The organism is Bradyrhizobium sp. CCGUVB23 (assembly GCF_024199885.1).
In the GTDB taxonomy this organism is placed as follows: domain Bacteria; phylum Pseudomonadota; class Alphaproteobacteria; order Rhizobiales; family Xanthobacteraceae; genus Bradyrhizobium.
The window spans coordinates 5,584,481-5,601,120 of the sequence record NZ_JANADQ010000001.1 but is presented as its reverse complement, the minus strand read 5'-3'; the positions used below and the strand labels follow the sequence as shown (position 1 = coordinate 5,601,120).

At 64.9% G+C, this 16,640-nt stretch carries 18 protein-coding genes; 5 read left to right on the top strand and 13 right to left on the bottom strand.

The features are described from left to right. Nucleotides 1–67 precede the first annotated feature (67 nt). Complete coding sequence (locus NLN62_RS25765; protein ID WP_254110666.1) at nucleotides 68–2,692, bottom strand: TIGR02302 family protein; 2,625 nt, start codon at nucleotides 2,690–2,692, stop codon at nucleotides 68–70. Nucleotides 2,693–2,861: 169 nt separating this feature from the next. Between NLN62_RS25765 and NLN62_RS25760 the strand changes: the two genes are divergently transcribed. After that, on the top strand, nucleotides 2,862–3,245 hold the full coding sequence (locus NLN62_RS25760) for a carboxymuconolactone decarboxylase family protein (protein WP_008567285.1): 384 nt from the start codon (nucleotides 2,862–2,864) through the stop codon (nucleotides 3,243–3,245). A 223-nt stretch (nucleotides 3,246–3,468) separates the two neighbouring features. After that, nucleotides 3,469–4,359 carry an NAD(P)-dependent oxidoreductase gene (locus NLN62_RS25755; protein WP_254110665.1) on the top strand — a complete coding sequence of 297 codons (891 nt, stop codon included), beginning with the start codon at nucleotides 3,469–3,471 and terminating at the stop codon, nucleotides 4,357–4,359. Nucleotides 4,360–4,494: 135 nt separating this feature from the next. Here NLN62_RS25755 and lysA read toward each other — a convergent pair whose 3' ends face one another. The 3 genes from lysA to argH form a co-directional block, all read right to left on the bottom strand. Beyond that, the gene (lysA, locus tag NLN62_RS25750; RefSeq protein WP_027522151.1) at nucleotides 4,495–5,760 is read right to left on the bottom strand and encodes a diaminopimelate decarboxylase; all 1,266 of its coding nucleotides are present in this window, start codon (nucleotides 5,758–5,760) and stop codon (nucleotides 4,495–4,497) included. A gap of 23 nt (nucleotides 5,761–5,783) precedes the next feature. Beyond that, entirely contained in the window at nucleotides 5,784–6,077 is a 294-nt protein-coding gene (locus NLN62_RS25745; RefSeq protein WP_027522150.1) for a lipoprotein, read from the bottom strand. Between the two features lie 93 nt (nucleotides 6,078–6,170). Beyond that, nucleotides 6,171–7,568, bottom strand: coding sequence for an argininosuccinate lyase (gene argH, locus NLN62_RS25740; protein ID WP_027522149.1), 1,398 nt, complete (start codon nucleotides 7,566–7,568; stop codon nucleotides 6,171–6,173). Nucleotides 7,569–7,704: 136 nt separating this feature from the next. Between argH and NLN62_RS25735 the strand changes: the two genes are divergently transcribed. After that, on the top strand, nucleotides 7,705–8,376 hold the full coding sequence (locus tag NLN62_RS25735) for a TlpA disulfide reductase family protein (RefSeq protein ID WP_254113705.1): 672 nt from the start codon (nucleotides 7,705–7,707) through the stop codon (nucleotides 8,374–8,376). Here the strand turns inward: NLN62_RS25735 and NLN62_RS25730 are convergent. From NLN62_RS25730 to NLN62_RS25705, 6 genes are all read right to left on the bottom strand, one after another. Then, nucleotides 8,373–8,567: a hypothetical protein gene (locus NLN62_RS25730; protein WP_254110664.1), complete on the bottom strand. Its 195-nt coding sequence runs from the start codon at nucleotides 8,565–8,567 to the stop codon at nucleotides 8,373–8,375. The two genes, NLN62_RS25735 and NLN62_RS25730, sit on opposite strands and share 4 nt — an antisense overlap. A 160-nt stretch (nucleotides 8,568–8,727) precedes the next feature. Next, nucleotides 8,728–9,609 carry a 3-hydroxybutyryl-CoA dehydrogenase gene (locus tag NLN62_RS25725; protein WP_254113702.1) on the bottom strand — a complete coding sequence of 294 codons (882 nt, stop codon included), beginning with the start codon at nucleotides 9,607–9,609 and terminating at the stop codon, nucleotides 8,728–8,730. 190 nt (nucleotides 9,610–9,799) lie between these two features. After that, nucleotides 9,800–10,744 carry an electron transfer flavoprotein subunit alpha/FixB family protein gene (locus tag NLN62_RS25720; RefSeq protein WP_027522145.1) on the bottom strand — a complete coding sequence of 315 codons (945 nt, stop codon included), beginning with the start codon at nucleotides 10,742–10,744 and terminating at the stop codon, nucleotides 9,800–9,802. Further along, nucleotides 10,744–11,493 carry an electron transfer flavoprotein subunit beta/FixA family protein gene (locus NLN62_RS25715; protein WP_027522144.1) on the bottom strand — a complete coding sequence of 250 codons (750 nt, stop codon included), beginning with the start codon at nucleotides 11,491–11,493 and terminating at the stop codon, nucleotides 10,744–10,746. The genes NLN62_RS25720 and NLN62_RS25715 overlap by 1 nt, the downstream gene beginning before the upstream one ends. 128 nt (nucleotides 11,494–11,621) lie before the next feature. Further along, entirely contained in the window at nucleotides 11,622–12,194 is a 573-nt protein-coding gene (locus NLN62_RS25710) for a cob(I)yrinic acid a,c-diamide adenosyltransferase (RefSeq protein WP_027522143.1), read from the bottom strand. A gap of 81 nt (nucleotides 12,195–12,275) precedes the next feature. Then, a complete protein-coding gene (locus NLN62_RS25705; RefSeq protein ID WP_027522142.1) occupies nucleotides 12,276–12,470 on the bottom strand; it encodes a twin transmembrane helix small protein in 195 nt (64 codons plus the stop codon). Between the two features lie 199 nt (nucleotides 12,471–12,669). On the opposite strand from NLN62_RS25705, the gene NLN62_RS25700 reads away from it, so the two are divergent. Then, nucleotides 12,670–13,530 (top strand): YihY/virulence factor BrkB family protein, encoded by an 861-nt coding sequence (locus tag NLN62_RS25700; RefSeq protein WP_371260480.1) that lies wholly within the window; start codon nucleotides 12,670–12,672, stop codon nucleotides 13,528–13,530. On the opposite strand, the gene NLN62_RS25695 is transcribed toward NLN62_RS25700, so the two are convergent. The 3 genes from NLN62_RS25695 to NLN62_RS25685 form a co-directional block, all read right to left on the bottom strand. Further along, the gene (locus NLN62_RS25695) at nucleotides 13,457–14,770 is read right to left on the bottom strand and encodes an ATP-binding protein (protein WP_027522140.1); all 1,314 of its coding nucleotides are present in this window, start codon (nucleotides 14,768–14,770) and stop codon (nucleotides 13,457–13,459) included. The genes NLN62_RS25700 and NLN62_RS25695 overlap by 74 nt on opposite strands. Before the next feature lie 87 nt (nucleotides 14,771–14,857). Further along, the gene (gluQRS, locus tag NLN62_RS25690) at nucleotides 14,858–15,727 is read right to left on the bottom strand and encodes a tRNA glutamyl-Q(34) synthetase GluQRS (protein WP_027522139.1); all 870 of its coding nucleotides are present in this window, start codon (nucleotides 15,725–15,727) and stop codon (nucleotides 14,858–14,860) included. After that, nucleotides 15,727–16,485, bottom strand: coding sequence for a nucleotidyltransferase domain-containing protein (locus NLN62_RS25685; RefSeq protein ID WP_254113699.1), 759 nt, complete (start codon nucleotides 16,483–16,485; stop codon nucleotides 15,727–15,729). The genes gluQRS and NLN62_RS25685 overlap by 1 nt, the downstream gene beginning before the upstream one ends. On the opposite strand from NLN62_RS25685, the gene NLN62_RS25680 reads away from it, so the two are divergent. Further along, a complete protein-coding gene (locus NLN62_RS25680; RefSeq protein WP_254113886.1) occupies nucleotides 16,384–16,605 on the top strand; it encodes a hypothetical protein in 222 nt (73 codons plus the stop codon). The genes NLN62_RS25685 and NLN62_RS25680 overlap by 102 nt on opposite strands. Nucleotides 16,606–16,640: the final 35 nt, after the last annotated feature.

Sequence of the window (16,640 nt, the reverse complement as noted above, 5' to 3'; positions counted from 1 at the left end):
CCAGGACGACCTTGGGGAAGACATCGTGCGTCAATATACGTAGCGCGACCGGCGAAAACTGATCCTCTCAAAAATCCTTCAGCAGCCGCTCGAGATAGTCGAGCTCGATCTGCGGGCGCGAGGGGTCGCCCAGGCGGCGGCGGAGCTCTTCGAGGATGCGGCGGGCGCGCTGGACGTCGATCTCGCCGGGGATCTTCACCGTGTAGTCGTCGCTGAACTCGCGGCCGTGCAAGGGCCGGCCGAGCGGGTCGGTCTGGTTACCACCGCTCTGCTGGCGGCCGGCGCGATTGCCGGGGCCATCGCCCTGGCCATCGCCGTCGCCCTGCTGCATGGCCTCGGCCATCTTCTGCGCACCCTTGCGCATCGCATCGAGCGCCTTGCCTTGCGAGTCCACGGCACCATCGGCATTGCCTTCGCCAAGCTTGGAGCCGGCATCGCCCATGGCGTTGTCGGCAGCATCGAGACCGCCGTCATCATCGCCCTGGTCGGCATCCTCATCGCCGCCCTGGCCCTGCTGGCCCGGTTGTCCCTGCTCGCCTTGCTGACCCTTTTGGCCTTTCTGGCCCTTCTGACCCTTTTGGCCGTTCTGCGCGAGGCCGCGCTTCTGAAGCTCATCCTGGAGCTTCCTCAAGCGGTCGCGCAGCGCCTGCTGGTCCTGCTGCAGGTCGGACATCGACTGATCGCCCTGCTGACCCTGCTTGCCGCGCATGCGGTCGCGCCGGGAATCCTGGCCCTGCTTGAAGGTCTTGTCGCGCAATTGCTGCTGCTTGCGGATCATGTCGCCGAGCTCGTTGAGCGCCTGCTCCATGTCGCTCTCGCCGCTCTGGCCCGGCTGCGCCATCTGCAAGCCCTCCAGCATCTGCTGGAGCTGGTCGAGCAACTGCTTGGCCGCATCCTTGTCGCCGGAACGCGACAGGCGCTCCATGCGGTCGATCATGTTGTTGAGATCCTGCTGGCGCATGATCTTCGTGTTGGGATCAAGCGGACGGGCGAGCTGCTGCGGATTGTTGCGGAACTGCTCGGCGAGCTGGCGCATGAAATTGTCCAGCGCCTGACGCAGATCCTGGGTGAGCTTCTTGATCTCCTCGTCGCTCGCGCCGCGCTCCAGCGCCTGCTTGAGCGCGTCCTGCGCCGCCCGCAGCGCCTTGTCGACATCGGTGATGTTGCCGTCCTCGATCGTCACCGCGAGCGCCCAGAGGCTCGCAACGACCTCGCGCAGCGAGTCGTCGGTGCGGGCAGCCTCGAGCTGCCTCGCGACGGTGTAGAGCCCGAGATATTGCCCGGTTTCGGGCGTGAACAATTCCGGCGCAATCATCAGCGCATCGAGCGCGACATACACGTCGGAGTTCTTGTTGGCATCGAGCGCCAGGATGCGGCGCTGCTCGATCAGCGCGCGCGCCAGCGGCTTGGTGAAGAGACGCTCGGGCAGGCGCATGTTGAAGGGGTCGCTCTTCGCCTCATTGCCCGCCTCGTCCTTGGCGGTCAATGTCAGCGTGACGTCGGCGCCGGCATAGGGATCCTCGCTGAGGTCCTTGACGGTCTGGCCGAGGCCGTTGCGGGTGCGCGCGTTCGGCAGCACGAGTGCGAATTGCGGCGGCTGGAACAGCGGCCGGGGCGCGGCCTTCTGCTCGTCGGGCTTCTGCGCCTCGGACGGACGCACGGCGAATTGCGCCTCGGCGCCGGTGACGCCGTAATCATCCTCGATCTTGTAGGAGAGCTGCAGCGCGCCTCTGGCCTGACGTTCGGGATCCTTGGCCAGCGAAATCGTCGGCGGCCGGTCGGGCGTCGCCGCGAACTTCCATTGCGGCTGGCCGGAGGGCGCGCGGACATGCGCCGTGCCGTCGCTCGCGATGGCAAAATGCTTCTCGTTGGTGCCCTTCGGAGCCTGTTCGTTCGGCGCAACTTCCTTGAGGCCGCCGGAGACCACGACATCGAGGCTGCCGCCGGAGGAGCGCACGATCAGCGTCGAGCCGGCCGGAACGGCGAGCGGACCGCTCGCGGGAAGCGCCGCGGCCTCCTTGTTGGCGGCCGACAGGATGATCGGCGGCTTGGAGGTGTAGACCGGCGGGGTGACCCAGGCGTCGACGCGGATATTAGTCGGCGCCAGCACGCCGTTCCAGTCGAACGCGGCGCCCATACGCATGGCGCGCTCGTCGCCGGCGGCGAAGAAGGTCGCAACCAGCATCACCACGACCAGCGCGCGCAACGCCCAGGGGTCGTGGATGGCGAGCCGCGGATGCGGCAATCCGGCGCGGATGCGCTTGAGCGAGGCCAGCGTGCGCTCGCGCTGCGCCTGCCACAGCGCCTGCGAGACCGGATCCTGCGTGCTCAAGGTGTCGGTGAGCGTCGTCGCCGGGCGGTGGCGGATGCCGGAGCCGTTGTCCAGCCGGCTCAGCCCCTGCTCGCGACTTGGCCAGCGGAAGCGAATCAACGGGAACAGGGCGGCGAGCGCCGCGACGGCAAACAGGCCAAGTCCGATCGCGCGGGCGATGAAGGGCAGCGCCAGCCAGAGGCCAGCCCAGGATACCACCAGAAACAGTCCGACAACGGTCAAGAACCGCGCCAGATGCGGCCAGGCGCGCTCCCAGGCGATCGCATATGTGGCCCGCTTGAGGGCCTGCGCCAGCTTCAGCCGCGATAAAGCGTTGCCATCGCGGATCGGGTCTGATGGGTCGGGGGTGACGCCGTTCAATCAGCTCTCCAGGTTGCCCGGAACAACACCCTACCACAACGGCAGCAGTGAGGCACCCGTTCCTCTACGGGACCCCGCACCCGAGCGGTGCATAACACGAAGGAGTGACTGGTTGTGTTCGGCACCGTAGGTTCGGCCACCATCCGTCAGGCAAGATAAAAGGAACGCCATGGACAAGAAGATGCACGACAAAGGGCTGGAAGTTCGCAAAGCAGTGCTGGGCGAGGCCTATGTCAACAATGCCCTGAAGAACGTCGACGACTTCAACCGGCCGTTCCAGGAGATGCTCAACGAATATTGCTGGGGCACGGTGTGGGGCCGTGAGGAGCTGCCGCGCAAAACCCGCAGCATGCTCAACATCGCCATGATCGCGATCCTCAACCGCCAGCACGAGTTCCGCGCGCACCTGAAGGGCGCGCTGACCAATGGCGTCACCCGCGACGAAATCCGCGAGATCCTGATGCAGGTCGCAATCTACGGCGGCATGCCGGCCGCGGTCGACAGTTTTCGCATCGCGCGCGAGGTGTTTGCGGAGATCGATGGCAAGGCGTGAGGGGCGTCTTGCGTGAGGGACGCGGCGTCCCTCCCCAACGTCGTCCTGGCGAAAGCCAGGACCCATAACCACCGGTGGATGTGGTTACGGGGACTCGGAGTTACCGTCTCGCGCCACAACTTCTCCCTGGGGTAATGGGTCCTGGCTTTCGCCAGGACGACTGCGGAGAATGTGGCGCGCCGATTCCGTCCATCACCCACAACAACAAACACAAGGAAACACCATGGACATCGGATTCATCGGCCTCGGAAACATGGGCTTTCCGATGGCGCGGCGGCTGATCGAGGCGGGGCATCGGCTCGTTGCGTTCGATACGCGGAAAGAGGTCCTCGACACGCTGGTGGCGCGCGGCGCAATGGCGGCAACGTCGCCGAAGGACGTTGCCGACCGGGTCGAGACCGTGCTGGCGAGCCTGCCGTCGCTGCAGGCTTCGCTCGACGTCGCAACCGGTGCCAACGGCGTGATCGACGGCAAGCGCGTCAAACGCTTCGTCGATCTGTCGACCGTCGGCTCGCAGATGGCGGTCAGGATTCACGGCCTGCTGGCGACGCGCAACATCGTGCAGATCGACAGCCCCGTTTCGGGCGGCGTCGCCGGTGCCGAGAAAGGCACGCTGGCTGTGATGGTCTCAGGTCCCAGGAGCGACTTCGAGACCATCAAGGCCGCGCTCGGCGTGATCGGAAAGGTGTTTTTCATCGGCGAGAAGCCGGGCGCGGCTCAGACCATGAAGCTCGCCAACAATTTCCTTTCGGCGACCGCGATCGTGGCGACATCGGAAGCGGTGGTGATGGGCGTGAAGGCCGGGCTCGATCCCGCCGTGATGATCGACGTCATCAATGCGGGCTCGGGCATGAACACCGCAAGCCGCGACAAGTTTCCGCGCTCGGTGCTGCCGCGCAGCTTCGACTTCGGCTTCGCCACCGGGCTGATGGTGAAGGACGTGCGCCTGGCGCTCGAGGAGATGAAGCAGCTCGGCCTGTCGATGGAGGTCGCGGACGCGGTCGGGCGTCTCTGGGAGACCGTCATCAGCGAGGAAGGCGCGGGTTCGGATTTCACCGCGGCGATCAAGCCGATCGAGAAGAGGGCCGGGGTGGTGGTCGGCGGGAAGACATAGCCTTCGCGGCGATCGCGCAATCGCCGCAGATTTGCCCGACGCGCCAAATGGTTCCGCACTGTGACCGTGCGTAAGACTGGAAACCCCCAGGCTACTTTGCATGGGGGTGTTTTGAGGGTTTTCGCTACGAGAGCCTCACAGCCACGGCGCGGGCGTGTCCATGGCGATGAGCTGCTCGACATCGATGCGGGGACGCACCACCGCATATTGGTCGCCCTTGACCAGCACCTCCGGCACCAGCGGCCGCGTGTTGTAGGTGCCGGCCTGCACGGCGCCGTAGGCGCCTGAGGTCATGATGGCGAGGAGATCGCCCGGCTTCGGTGTCGGCAGCGTGCGATCGAGCGCGAGGTAATCGCCGGTCTCGCAGACGGGCCCCACGACGTCGGCCAGAATCGTCGGCGCGCCGGCGGCGGGCTGCGCAACCGGCAGGATGTCGTGATGGGCCTCATAGAGCGTCGGACGGATCAGGTCGTTCATCGCGGCGTCGATGATGACGAAATTCTTGCCGTCGCCGTGCTTCACGTAGATCACCTTGGTGACCAGGATGCCGGCATTGCCGACGATCATGCGGCCCGGCTCGAACATCAGCGTGCAGCCGAGATTGTGCGTGATGCGCCTGACCATCGCGGCATAGGCGTCGGGCGCGGGCGGCGCCTCGCGGTCCATGTAATAGGGAATGCCGAGGCCACCGCCGAAATCGACATGCGAGATGTTGTGGCCATCGGCGCGCAGCGTCTGAACGAATTCGGCGAGGATGCGGAACGCGATCTCCATCTTGGACAGATCGGTGATCTGGCTGCCGATATGCACGTCGGTGCCGGTCACCTCGATGCCGGGCAGCTTCGCTGCCCGTGCATACACCTGTCGGGCGTGGACGATCGGGATGCCGAACTTGTTCTCGGACTTGCCGGTGGAGATTTTTGCGTGCGTGCCGGCATCGACATCCGGATTGACGCGCACGGAGATGCGTGCGGTCCTGCCCATCTCGCTCGCAAGGCGAGACAACAGCTCGAGCTCAGGCTCGGATTCGACATTGATGCAGAGGATGTCGGCGGCAAGCGCGGCGCGCAGCTCGGTCTCGGTCTTGCCGACGCCGGAGAACAGGATCTTGCTTGGGGGGATGCCGGCAGCAAGCGCACGCTTCAACTCGCCGCCCGAGACCACGTCGGCACCCGCCCCCAGCTTGGCCAGCGTGCGCAGCACCGACTGGTTGGAGTTCGCCTTCATGGCGTAGCAGACCAGCACCTTCTCGCCGGCGAAGGCATCGGCGAAGACGCGATAGTGCCGCTCGAGCGTCGCGGTCGAGTAGCAATAGAAGGGCGTGCCGACGCTCGCGGCGAGATCGGAAAGATTCACCGCTTCGGCGTGCAGGACGCCGTTGCGGTAGTCGAAATGGTTCATGGCGTTCGCTCAGTCATCCCGGCTCATCTGCCGGGCTTTTCGTCCAGCAGCGGATCGAGGACAAACGATTTCTTCTTGCCCTTGGCAGCGGCGGGCGCGGCATCCGCGCCGTAGGTGGGATTGAACACGCTCGGCGTCTTCTGGGCCTCGGTCTCAGTATCGGTGGGCGCCGGGGCGACATTCGCCGTGGACGCACTGGACGCGGTCGGCGGCAGGTCCAGCGGACCCTTGCGGCCGCAGCCGGCCAGCGCCAACGCGCTCAGGCTCAAGACAATGATGACCCACCCCGAGCCGGTCGGGCGAAACTTTGACGTCACGACGAGATCCCCACTACGCGGGCCGCACCATACAGAGATTGGCTCGCTCTGGCGAGAGCCGGATGACCATGAAAAACAAGCGAAATTTTGCTCTCAGCCAGATTTTCGCTCTTTTTCCAAGCGCTTCGCCCAGGCCTTGGCCTGCGCCGTCACGTTCTTCGGCGCCGTGCCGCCAAAGCTGGTGCGGCTCTTCACCGACGATTCGACCGAGAGCACGCCGAGCACATCCTTGGTGATTTTTGGCTCGATCGCCTGCATCTCCTTGAGCGGGAGCTCGTGGAGCGCGACGCCGTCGCTCGCGGCCTTTGCCACGATCCGGCCGGTGACGTGATGGGCCTCGCGGAACGGCATCTTCAGCGTCCGCACCAGCCAGTCGGCAAGATCAGTCGCGGTGGCATAGCCTTCGCCCGCGGCCGCCTTCATCTTCGCTTCATCCGGCACGAGGTCGCGGACCATGCCGGTCATGGCGCGGATCGCGAGCGACAGCGCGGCAAAGCCTTCCATCGCGCCCTGCTTGTCCTCCTGCATGTCCTTTTGATAGGCGAGCGGCAGGCCCTTCATCACGATCAGGAGGCCATTGAGCGCACCGATGACGCGCCCCGTCTTGGCGCGCACGAGCTCGGCGGCGTCAGGATTGCGCTTCTGCGGCATGATCGACGAGCCGGTGGTGAACTTGTCGCTGAGGCGGATGAGGCCCACGAGCGGCGAGGTCCAGATCACGATTTCTTCCGCAAAGCGCGACATGTGCACGGCGCAGATCGAGGCCGCCGACAGCGTCTCCAGCACGAAGTCGCGGTCGGAGACCGCATCGAGCGAATTCGCCATCGGCCGGTCGAAGGCAAGCGCTTTTGCAGTGGCGTGGCGGTCGATCGGGAACGAGGTACCGGCGAGCGCTGCGGCACCCAGCGGAGATTCATTCAGCCGCTTGCGGGCATCCTGGAAGCGGCCGCGATCGCGCGCGGCCATCTCGACATAGGCGAGCAGGTGGTGGCCGAAGGTGACGGGCTGCGCGGTCTGCAAATGCGTGAAGCCAGGCATCACGGTCCCGGCATGTTCCATCGCGCGTTCCACCAGCGCCTCTTGGAACGCGGCGAGTGCGGCATCCGTCTCGTCGATGATGTCGCGAACGAACAGGCGGAAGTCGGTCGCGACCTGGTCGTTGCGCGAGCGCGCGGTGTGCAGGCGGCCGGCGGCGGGGCCGATCAGCTCGGACAGACGGCTCTCGACATTCATATGGATGTCCTCGAGCGCGCGCTTGAACTCGAAGCCTCCCTTGCCGATCTCTGACAAAATCGTGTCTAGACCCTTGCCGATATTTTTCGCATCAGAGGCCGTGATGATGCCCTGCGTAGCGAGCATCGCGGCATGGGCCTTGGACGCGGCAATGTCCTGGGCGAAGAGGTGACGATCGACGTCGATGGAGACGTTGATTTCCTCCATGATCTCATCGGGACGTTCCGAGAACCGGCCGCCCCACATCTTGTTGCTCATGATCCCCTGCTCACGCCTTGCTTCTCGCTTGCTGCGGCCGTGCCGCACGTTTGCTGACTGCTGCCAGCCGTATTAAGAGGCCCCTGATAGCCATATCTGCGACCGGATGACAAACGATATGCTCGACCCCAACGATATGCTCGACCAGCGGAAAGCGCGCTCTGCCACGCGCCGGATCCCCCTCGTGATCGCCACTGTGGCGGTCGGGGGCCTGGTCGGCTTTGCCGCGCTGTACGGGTTGGGCCTGAAGCGGGGGCCGGCGGGCGATCCGGTCTGCCGCGCCGCGGTCCAGACCGCCAATAGGATCGCGCCGCTCGCCCACGGCGAGGTGGCCGCGCTGACCATGGCGACCGCGCCGTTGAAGCTGCCGGACCTCGCCTTCGAGGACGCCGAGGGCAAGCCGAAAAAGCTGTCCGATTTCCGCGGCAAGACGGTGCTGGTGAACCTCTGGGCGACCTGGTGCGTGCCCTGCCGCAAGGAGATGCCGGCGCTGGAAGGGCTCCAGGTCACGCTGGGCAGCGAGAATTTCCAGGTGGTGGCAATCAATATCGACACCCGCGACCCCGAGAAGCCCAAAAACTTCCTGAAAGAGGCCGGCATCACCCGCCTCGGCTATTTCAATGACCAGAAAGCCAAGGTTTTTCAGGATCTTAAAGCCATAGGCCGGGCACTGGGCATGCCGACCTCGGTGCTGGTCGACCCGCAAGGCTGCGAGATCGCCACGATCGCCGGCCCCGCAGAATGGTCCAGCGACGACGCGCTGAGGCTGATCCAGGCGGCAATGAAGCCGGTCGCCGCGTCGCTTTAAGCTGTGACGTTGAGATTGCTGCCGATGCCCGCGCCGACATTGGCGAGCGAGGGCTGGCCGGCGCCGAGCAGGGTCAGGACGGCGGATTTCTCCGCATCCATGTTCTGCTTCGTCACGGTCGCCGCGATGTTCGACTGCAACGCGCCTTGCTGAGCGGTCAGCATGCTGCTGACCATGGCGATCATGTCCATACGTAGACCCTCGTACGGCGGCAGCCTAGGCGCGAGGGGTTAACGAGAGGTGGAGACTTTGGACGGTCTCGTGTCGCGGACGCGGCGCGGCATGAAATGACGCGACGCAGAGCCGGGACCCATGTCTCGGCGTGCTCGCGGCTCCGGGGCACGGGATCTGTTACCGCGTCGGGACCGGCTTGGCGCCGCGGTAGTCGTAGAAGCCGCGCTGCGTCTTGCGGCCGAGCCAGCCGGCTTCGACGTATTTCACCAGCAGCGGGCACGGGCGGTATTTTGAGTCGGCCAGCCCCTCATGCAGCACCTGCATGATTGAGAGGCAAGTATCGAGGCCGATGAAATCGGCCAGCTCCAGCGGGCCCATCGGGTGATGCGCGCCCAGCTTCATCGCCGCGTCGATCGCCTCGACGTTTCCGACACCTTCATAGAGCGTGTAGATCGCCTCGTTGATCATCGGCAGCAGAATGCGGTTGACGATGAAGGCCGGGAAATCCTCGGAGACCGCGACCTGCTTGCCGAGCTTGGCGACGAATGCCTTGGAGGCCTCGAAGGTGGAATCATCGGTGGCGATGCCGCGGATCAGTTCGACCAGCTCCATCAAAGGCACCGGATTCATGAAATGAATGCCGATGAAGCGCTCGGGGCGGTCGGTGGCCGCGGCCAGACGGGTGATCGAGATCGAGGAGGTGTCGGAGGCGACGATCGCTTCGGGCTTCAGAACGGCGCAAAGCTCGTGGAAAATCTTGCGCTTGACCTCCTCCTTCTCGACCGCGGTCTCGATCACGAGGTCGCAGTCGGCGAGGTCATCGAGCTTCTCGGCGAGGGTGATGCGCGACAGCGCCTTGGCCTTGTCGTCCTCGCTGACGGCCTTCTTGGAGACCTGGCGCGACAGATTGCCGTTGATGGTGGCCATACCCGACTTCAAACGGTCGGCCGAGATGTCGTTGAGCACCACGTCGAAACCGGCCAGCGCCGCGACATGGGCAATGCCATTGCCCATCTGCCCCGCGCCGATCACGCCGACCTTCTTGATCTCTGCCATAATGTCATCCACCGGAACGGCGCGGATGCCGCGCCCTGCCTATCCCCCGTGAGCCGAGGGTCCGATTTAATCAGAACCCGGGCTCGAAACCTAGATTGGATCGCGCCCTTCCGCGTGCCCCCGCGAAAGAAACCGCCTCAGAAATGAAACACCGGCCGGAGTTGGGACATCCGGCCGGTGTTTTTACGGTGTTTTACTTGCCGAGCTTGCCGAGTTCGGCCGTGAGCTCAGGAACCGCCTGGTAGAGGTCGGCAACCAGGCCGTAGTCGGCGACCTGGAAGATCGGCGCGTCCTCGTCCTTGTTGATCGCGACGATCACCTTGGAGTCCTTCATGCCGGCGAGATGCTGGATCGCGCCGGAAATGCCGACGGCGACGTAGAGCTCGGGGGCCACGACCTTGCCGGTCTGGCCGACCTGCCAGTCGTTCGGCGCATAGCCCGCGTCGACCGCCGCGCGCGAGGCACCGACACCGGCGCCCAGCTTGTCGGCGAGCGGCTCGATGTATTTTGCGAAGTTTTCCCGGCTTTGCATGGCGCGGCCACCGGACACGATGATTTTCGCCGAGGTCAGCTCGGGACGGTCGCTCTTGGCGACTTCCTCGCCGACGAAGGACGACAGGGCCGGATCGGCCGCCGCCGCGATGCTCTCGACGCTCGCGCTGCCACCGGCCGGTGCGGCGGCGAAGGTCGAGGTGCGCACCGTGATGACCTTCTTGGCGTCCTTCGACTTCACCGTCTGGATGGCGTTGCCGGCATAGATCGGACGCTCGAAGGTGTCGGGCGCGACAACCTTGATGATCTCCGAGACCTGCATGACGTCGAGCAGCGCCGCGACGCGCGGCATCACGTTCTTGAAGCGCGAGGTCGCGGGCGCGACGATCGCGTCATAGCCGGATGCCAGCGAGACGATCAGCGCGGCCAGCGGCTCGGCGAGATCGTGCGCGTAAGCCTCGCCGTCGGCGAGCAGCACCTTCTTCACGCCTGCGAGCTTCGCGGCGGCGTCCGCCGCGCCCTTGGCGTTCTGGCCGGCCACCAGCACGTCGACGTCGGCGCCGAGGGCGGCGGCCGCCGTCAGGGCCTTGTTGGTAGCGTCCTTCAGCGACGCATTGTCGTGTTCAGCAATCAGAAGCGTCGTCATCAGAGCACCCCGGCTTCGTTCTTGAGTTTCGACACCAGCTCGGCGACGTCCTTGACCTTGACGCCGGCCTTGCGGCCCGGTGGCTCCGTCGTCTTGAGAACTTCAAGGCGCGCGGTGACATCGACGCCGTAATCGGCGACGGTCTTCTCCGCGATCGGCTTCTTCTTCGCCTTCATGATGTTGGGCAGCGAGGCATAACGCGGCTCGTTGAGACGGAGATCGGTGGTGACGATCGCCGGTCCCTTCAGCTTCACCGTCTGCAGGCCGCCATCGACCTCGCGGGTGACCTTGAAGTCGCTGCCTTCGACCTCGAGCTTGGAGGCAAAGGTCGCCTGCGACCAGCCAAGCAGAGCGGCCAGCATCTGGCCGGTCTGGTTGCTGTCGTCGTCGATCGCCTGCTTGCCCAGAATGATCAAGCCCGGCTGCTCTTCCTCGGCGACCTTCTTCAGGATCTTGGCGACCGCCAACGGCTCCACATTGCCGTCCGCCTTCACCAGGATGCCGCGGTCGGCGCCCATGGCAAGACCGGTGCGGATCGTCTCCGACGCCTGCGCCGGTCCAATGGACACCACCACGACCTCGGTGGCCTTGCCGCCTTCCTTCAGGCGCAGCGCTTCCTCGACCGCGATTTCGTCGAATGGGTTCATCGACATCTTGACGTTGGCGAGTTCAACGCCCGATCCATCGCCCTTGACGCGGACCTTGACGTTGTAATCGACCACCCGCTTTACCGGCACTAAGACCTTCATCGATCCTCTTTCACTTGAATTCTTGAGGGGGGTTATCAACTGGCGCGGAACCTAATGGCCCGGCCCAGTCCGGTCAACGCGCGCGGAGGCCCAAAAGTTGGCTTTGCGAGCCAATCTTGGCGGTTTGCTTAGCGGTTCTGGCCCGGCACCCAGAGCACGTCGCCGGCGCCATTATGATTGGCCGCGCGGCTCGCGACAAACAGGAAATCCGATAGCCGGTTCATATATTGGATGCCAGCCGCTCCGACCGGCTCGTCCGGCTTTGCAGCGAGTTCCACCATCACGCGTTCCGCCCTGCGGCATATCGTGCGCGCGACATGGAGATGGGCGGCCGCCGGGGTTCCGCCCGGCAGCACGAAGGAGGTGAGCGGGGCGAGCTTGTCGTTCAGCGCGTCGATGTCGCGCTCGAGCCGCTCGACCTGACTTGCCACCACCCGCAACCGTTCGGCTTTGCCTTCACGCTCGGGCACCGCGAGATCGGCGCCGAGATCGAACAGGTCGTTCTGGATCCGGCCGAGCATCGCATCGAGCTCCGGCCAGTCCTTGACGTGCAATCGCACAACGCCGATCGCGGCATTGGTCTCGTCGACGGTGCCATAGGCCTCGATCCGCAGATCATATTTCGGACGGCGCTCGCCGGAGCCGAGCGCGGTCGTGCCGTCGTCACCGGTACGGGTGTAGATACGGTTGAGAACGACCATGTTTGCCTCTCCAGCCGCCGGCTCTCAATGTTTGAGCATGATCTTATCGGAAAACCGCTGCACACTTTTCCGGATCATGCTCTAGCGGCCCATCGCCCAGACCGCGAGCATGGCGATGACGATCGCCACGAACTGAAACAGTACGCGCAGCCGCATCAGCCTCTGCGAGGTGTTCGGCGAGCCGCCGCGCATCATGTTGACGAGACCGAGCAGCAGCACTAGCGCCACGGCGCCGACAGCCACCGGCAGGATGAAAGAACTCAGGAAGGATGCCATTAGGGGTAGATAACATTGTGTTTGCGGCTGCGCCATCGCGGCGCGATCTGGCTTTTAGGCCAATAATATCAGAAGCTAAGCGGATGATTATCGATTTGAGCCAGCCCGCAGACTTCGCCTCTCGCCGCTTGCGGGAAGAGAGAGCAGAGCAGCGCCGGGGTACGCCGTGAGGCAGATCCGCTACCTCTACCTCGTCGTGATGGACGCGTTCTACACGTTCCTCGCCGACGACGGCTGGGCGATCGCGAGCCATATCGCACTGTCCAGCCTGATGGCGCTGTTCCCGTTCCTGATCGTGCTGACCTCGCTGGCGGGCTTCTTCGGCTCCAAGGAGCTCGCCGACCAGGCCGCCGGGCTGATGCTCCAGGTCTGGCCCAAGCAGGTTGCCGACACATTGTCCGGCGAGATCCACGACGTTCTGACCACGACCCGCACCGACGTGCTGACGATCGGCGCGGTGCTGTCGGTCTATTTCGCCTCGAACGGCGTCGAGGCCTTACGGGTCGCGCTCAACCGCGCCTACGCGGTGGTCGAGATGCGGCGCTGGTACTGGCTGCGGCTGGAATCGATCGCCTACACGCTGGTCGCGGCCTTCGCCGCGCTCGCCATGGCCTTCCTGATCGTGCTCGGCCCTCTGATCATCGAGGCGGCGCGGCGCCACATCCCGCTGTTCGTCGAGTCCAACGAAAGCATCCTGACCTGGGTGCGTTATGGCATCACCATCGGCGCGCTGATCGTGGCGCTATTGATCCTGCATGCCTGGGTGCCGGCGGGACGGCGGAAGTTTCTCCAGATCCTGCCCGGCATCGTCTTCACCATCGTGGGGTCGGTCGTCTCAGGCATCGTGTTCGGGCAATATCTGGCGCGCTTCGCCAACAACTACGTGACGATGTATGCGGGGCTCGCCTCCGTGATCATCGCGCTGGTGTTTCTGTATTTCATCGCCGCGATCTTCGTCTATGGCGGCGAGCTCAACGCCGCGATCATCAAGTCGCGGCTTCCTCACGGCGTGTCGCTTCAAGCAGCGCAGTCGCTAGCGCACGCGGAGACACGGGCTTGACCAGGAAGGCGTCGGCACCGGCCTCGCGCGAGGCCGTCTCGTCCTCGCCGCGGCCGGAAATGCCGATGATCGGGATCTGACCGAGCGGCGGACACATCGTGCGGATGCGCTTGATCGCCTCGATGCCGTCGATGCCCGGCAGCACCATGTCCATTAGCACCGCGTCGAAGCCGCCTTGCGCCAGGCGGTTTTCCGCGTCCTCGCCACGGCCGATGAACTCGGCATGATGGCCGAGTTCGGTCAGTATGGTGTTGAGCACGACGCGGCCGAACGGATTGTCCTCGACGCTGAGCACGCGCAAGCCCGCCGGCGCATTCTCCCCGCGACCGTCGTGCGCCCCTGACTTGGTGGATTTCTCCGCCTCGGCCGAGGTCAGGGACACCGTCAATGTGAAGGTGGCGCCGCCGCCGCGCCGCGGCGCGACCGTGATGTCGCCGCCCATCGCGCGCGCAAGCTGCTTCACCGATGACAGCCCGAGCCCGGCGCCGCCGAAGCGCGAGGCGATGGTGACATTGGCCTGCGAGAACGGACGGAACAGGCGCTTGATCTCGGCCATGGTCAGCCCGATGCCGCTGTCGGACACCGCGAAGGCGACGCCGGTCCTGGCCTTGTCTTTGGCTTTCCCCTTGATCCTGTCCTTGGCGATCGGCCATGGCGCGACGGAGAGAGCGATCCCGCCCTGCTCGGTGAACTTCACGGCATTGTCGATCAGATTCTCCAGCGCCGCGCGCAGGCGGACGGGATCACCAACCACCAGCGCGGGGAGCTTTGGCGAGATATCGACCCGGGCCTGCAACCCCTTGGCGGCCGCCCGGCCGGCGAGCGAGTCGCCGGCGGCGCGCGCCAGCGCTCGCAGGTCGAACAGATCCTGACCGAGCCCACCGCCACCATTTTTCCCTGTCTTGGCGGCATCTACGAACAACGTGGCAAGGCTCGCCAGATGCTCCGCGCCGGCCTTGATGGTATCGGCCCAGCGACGCTCGCGCTCGCCGAGGTCGGAGGTCGCCAGGAGATCGCTGATCGCAAGGATTCCGGTCAGGGGGGTGCGAACCTCATGGGCAAAGGCGGCAAGCGCCGCCTGAACCATGTCCGCCGCGACAGGTTTTGCACTCGTCTTTGGGCTGCGCTTTCGTGCGGCATGCGGCTTAACGCGCGTCTTAACCGGCGTCTTGGCGCCCGTCTTGGGCAACCGCCGCTTTGACGACCGCGTGGTGCGCGCGATGCGCGTTTTCGCCGCCATGTTTCCCCTTGAACCCCGGCTCGCAGTCAGCATGGCACGGCGGGGCCCAGGGAGTCACTGAGGCGTTTTGCTAAACCCCAGAGAAACTTAACGTAATCCCACCAAAGCGCGAATGTCGGCAGGCAGCGCTCCCGCCGCGCGCAAGTCGCGCAAACCGGTGGCGCGGGTCGATTTGGAAAGCTTTTGCCCGCCCTCGTCGCGTATCAGCCGGTGGTGGCGGTAGGCGGGCGCGGGCAGGCCGAGCAGTTGCTGGAGCAGGCGGTGGACCGAGGTGGCATGAAACAGGTCCTGACCGCGCACCACCTCGCTCACCTCTTGCAACGCATCGTCGACGACGACCGAGATGTGATAGCTGGTCGGCGTCTCCTTGCGTGCGAGGATGACGTCGCCCCAGGCCTGCGGTTGGGCAGGAATGCTGCCCTGCTCGCCCGCGGGCCCCTCGCCGTCCTCATGCCACATGAGGTCCGTTACGCGGCGGCAAGCGGCGGCCATGTCGAGCCGCAGCGCATAGGGCGCGCCGGACGAGATCAGCCGCGCACGCTCGGCGGCGGAGAGCGATTTCGCAGTGCCCGGATAAAGCGGCGCGCCATCCGGATCGCGCGGCCACGGCTGATCGGCCTCGCGCTGCGTCACCAGCCTTGCGATCTCAGCGCGGCTTTCGAAGGCGGGATAGACGAGGCCAAGCGCGGTGAGCTGGTCCAGCGCCACGCGGTAGGCCTCAAAATGATCAGACTGCCGCCGCACCGGCATCTCCCAGGCGATCCCGAGCCAGGCGAGGTCTTCGTAGATCGCCGCCTCGAACTCTACCCGGCAGCGCGCCCTGTCGATGTCCTCGATGCGCAGCAGGAAGCGCCCGCCCGTCTCGCGCGCGCGATCGAAATTGAGCAGGGCGGAAAGGGCGTGGCCGAGATGGAGATAGCCATTTGGGCTCGGGGCGAATCGGAAAACGGGTGGCATCAGGCGGGCCGAAACGGATCAATCGTGCCGCTCTCCCGCTCGAGTCGCTCGACCACACCGCGATAGAACTGCTCCGCCCTAAGGATCATTTGTTCCGATGCACCGACCCCGCCGCCCTCGAATACACCACGGGCAAGCTCGAACTCTGAATCGATGAAGCCAGCTACCACGCGTGACAGAGGCGCTACGCCGAGCTCGCGCGTGACCGCCTTGCGATCCATCAGATCGACGACCTCCGCCCTCAAATCGCTCGGCGGCTCACACTCTGCCATGAGCGTCGGAAAATGCATTGGCGCGACAGCCTCGGTCGGATGCATGCGCAACCATCGCAAGGCGGCCGCGGGCCGAAGTGCATAGAAGATCTTCTTTTGCGCAACGCTCGTTCCATCGCCGAAGTATACGCGTCGCTGACGCTCGCCAAGATGAAGATAGTGACGGCCAATCGCCTCCCGGCTCGCCGCCTGGCGAGCAAACTCCAGAAAATCATCGCGAAACCAGGCCTGCCCGCAGTAAATGACCGGCGAGCGCAGCCACTCGACAATCACCGCATTGCCCTTCAGCAAGAGCTGAAGCGCCTTGCGCAAGTCCCACCCATTGGCATCGAGGTCTCCTTCAAGCGAGAGCTCAATGACGTCACGCGAGGTCCATGGCGTAACATGATCGACGGCGCGACGCACGAAGACGAAGCGACAGTCGTAGTCGCTGTCAGGAGACGAAAAGCCCCATGCCCGGCTACCGCTTTCGATGGCGAGGGGCAAGAAAACGCGATGTTCGTCGACGATGCGACCGAGCATGGCATCGATCAAGGCGACTTTCTCGCCGATCATCTCGGCAGGAATGTTTCTCAAACTCATCCGGCGCGTCCGAAATCAAGGTGATATGGTCTTAGTCTCATCGTTCCGAACCGTCCACA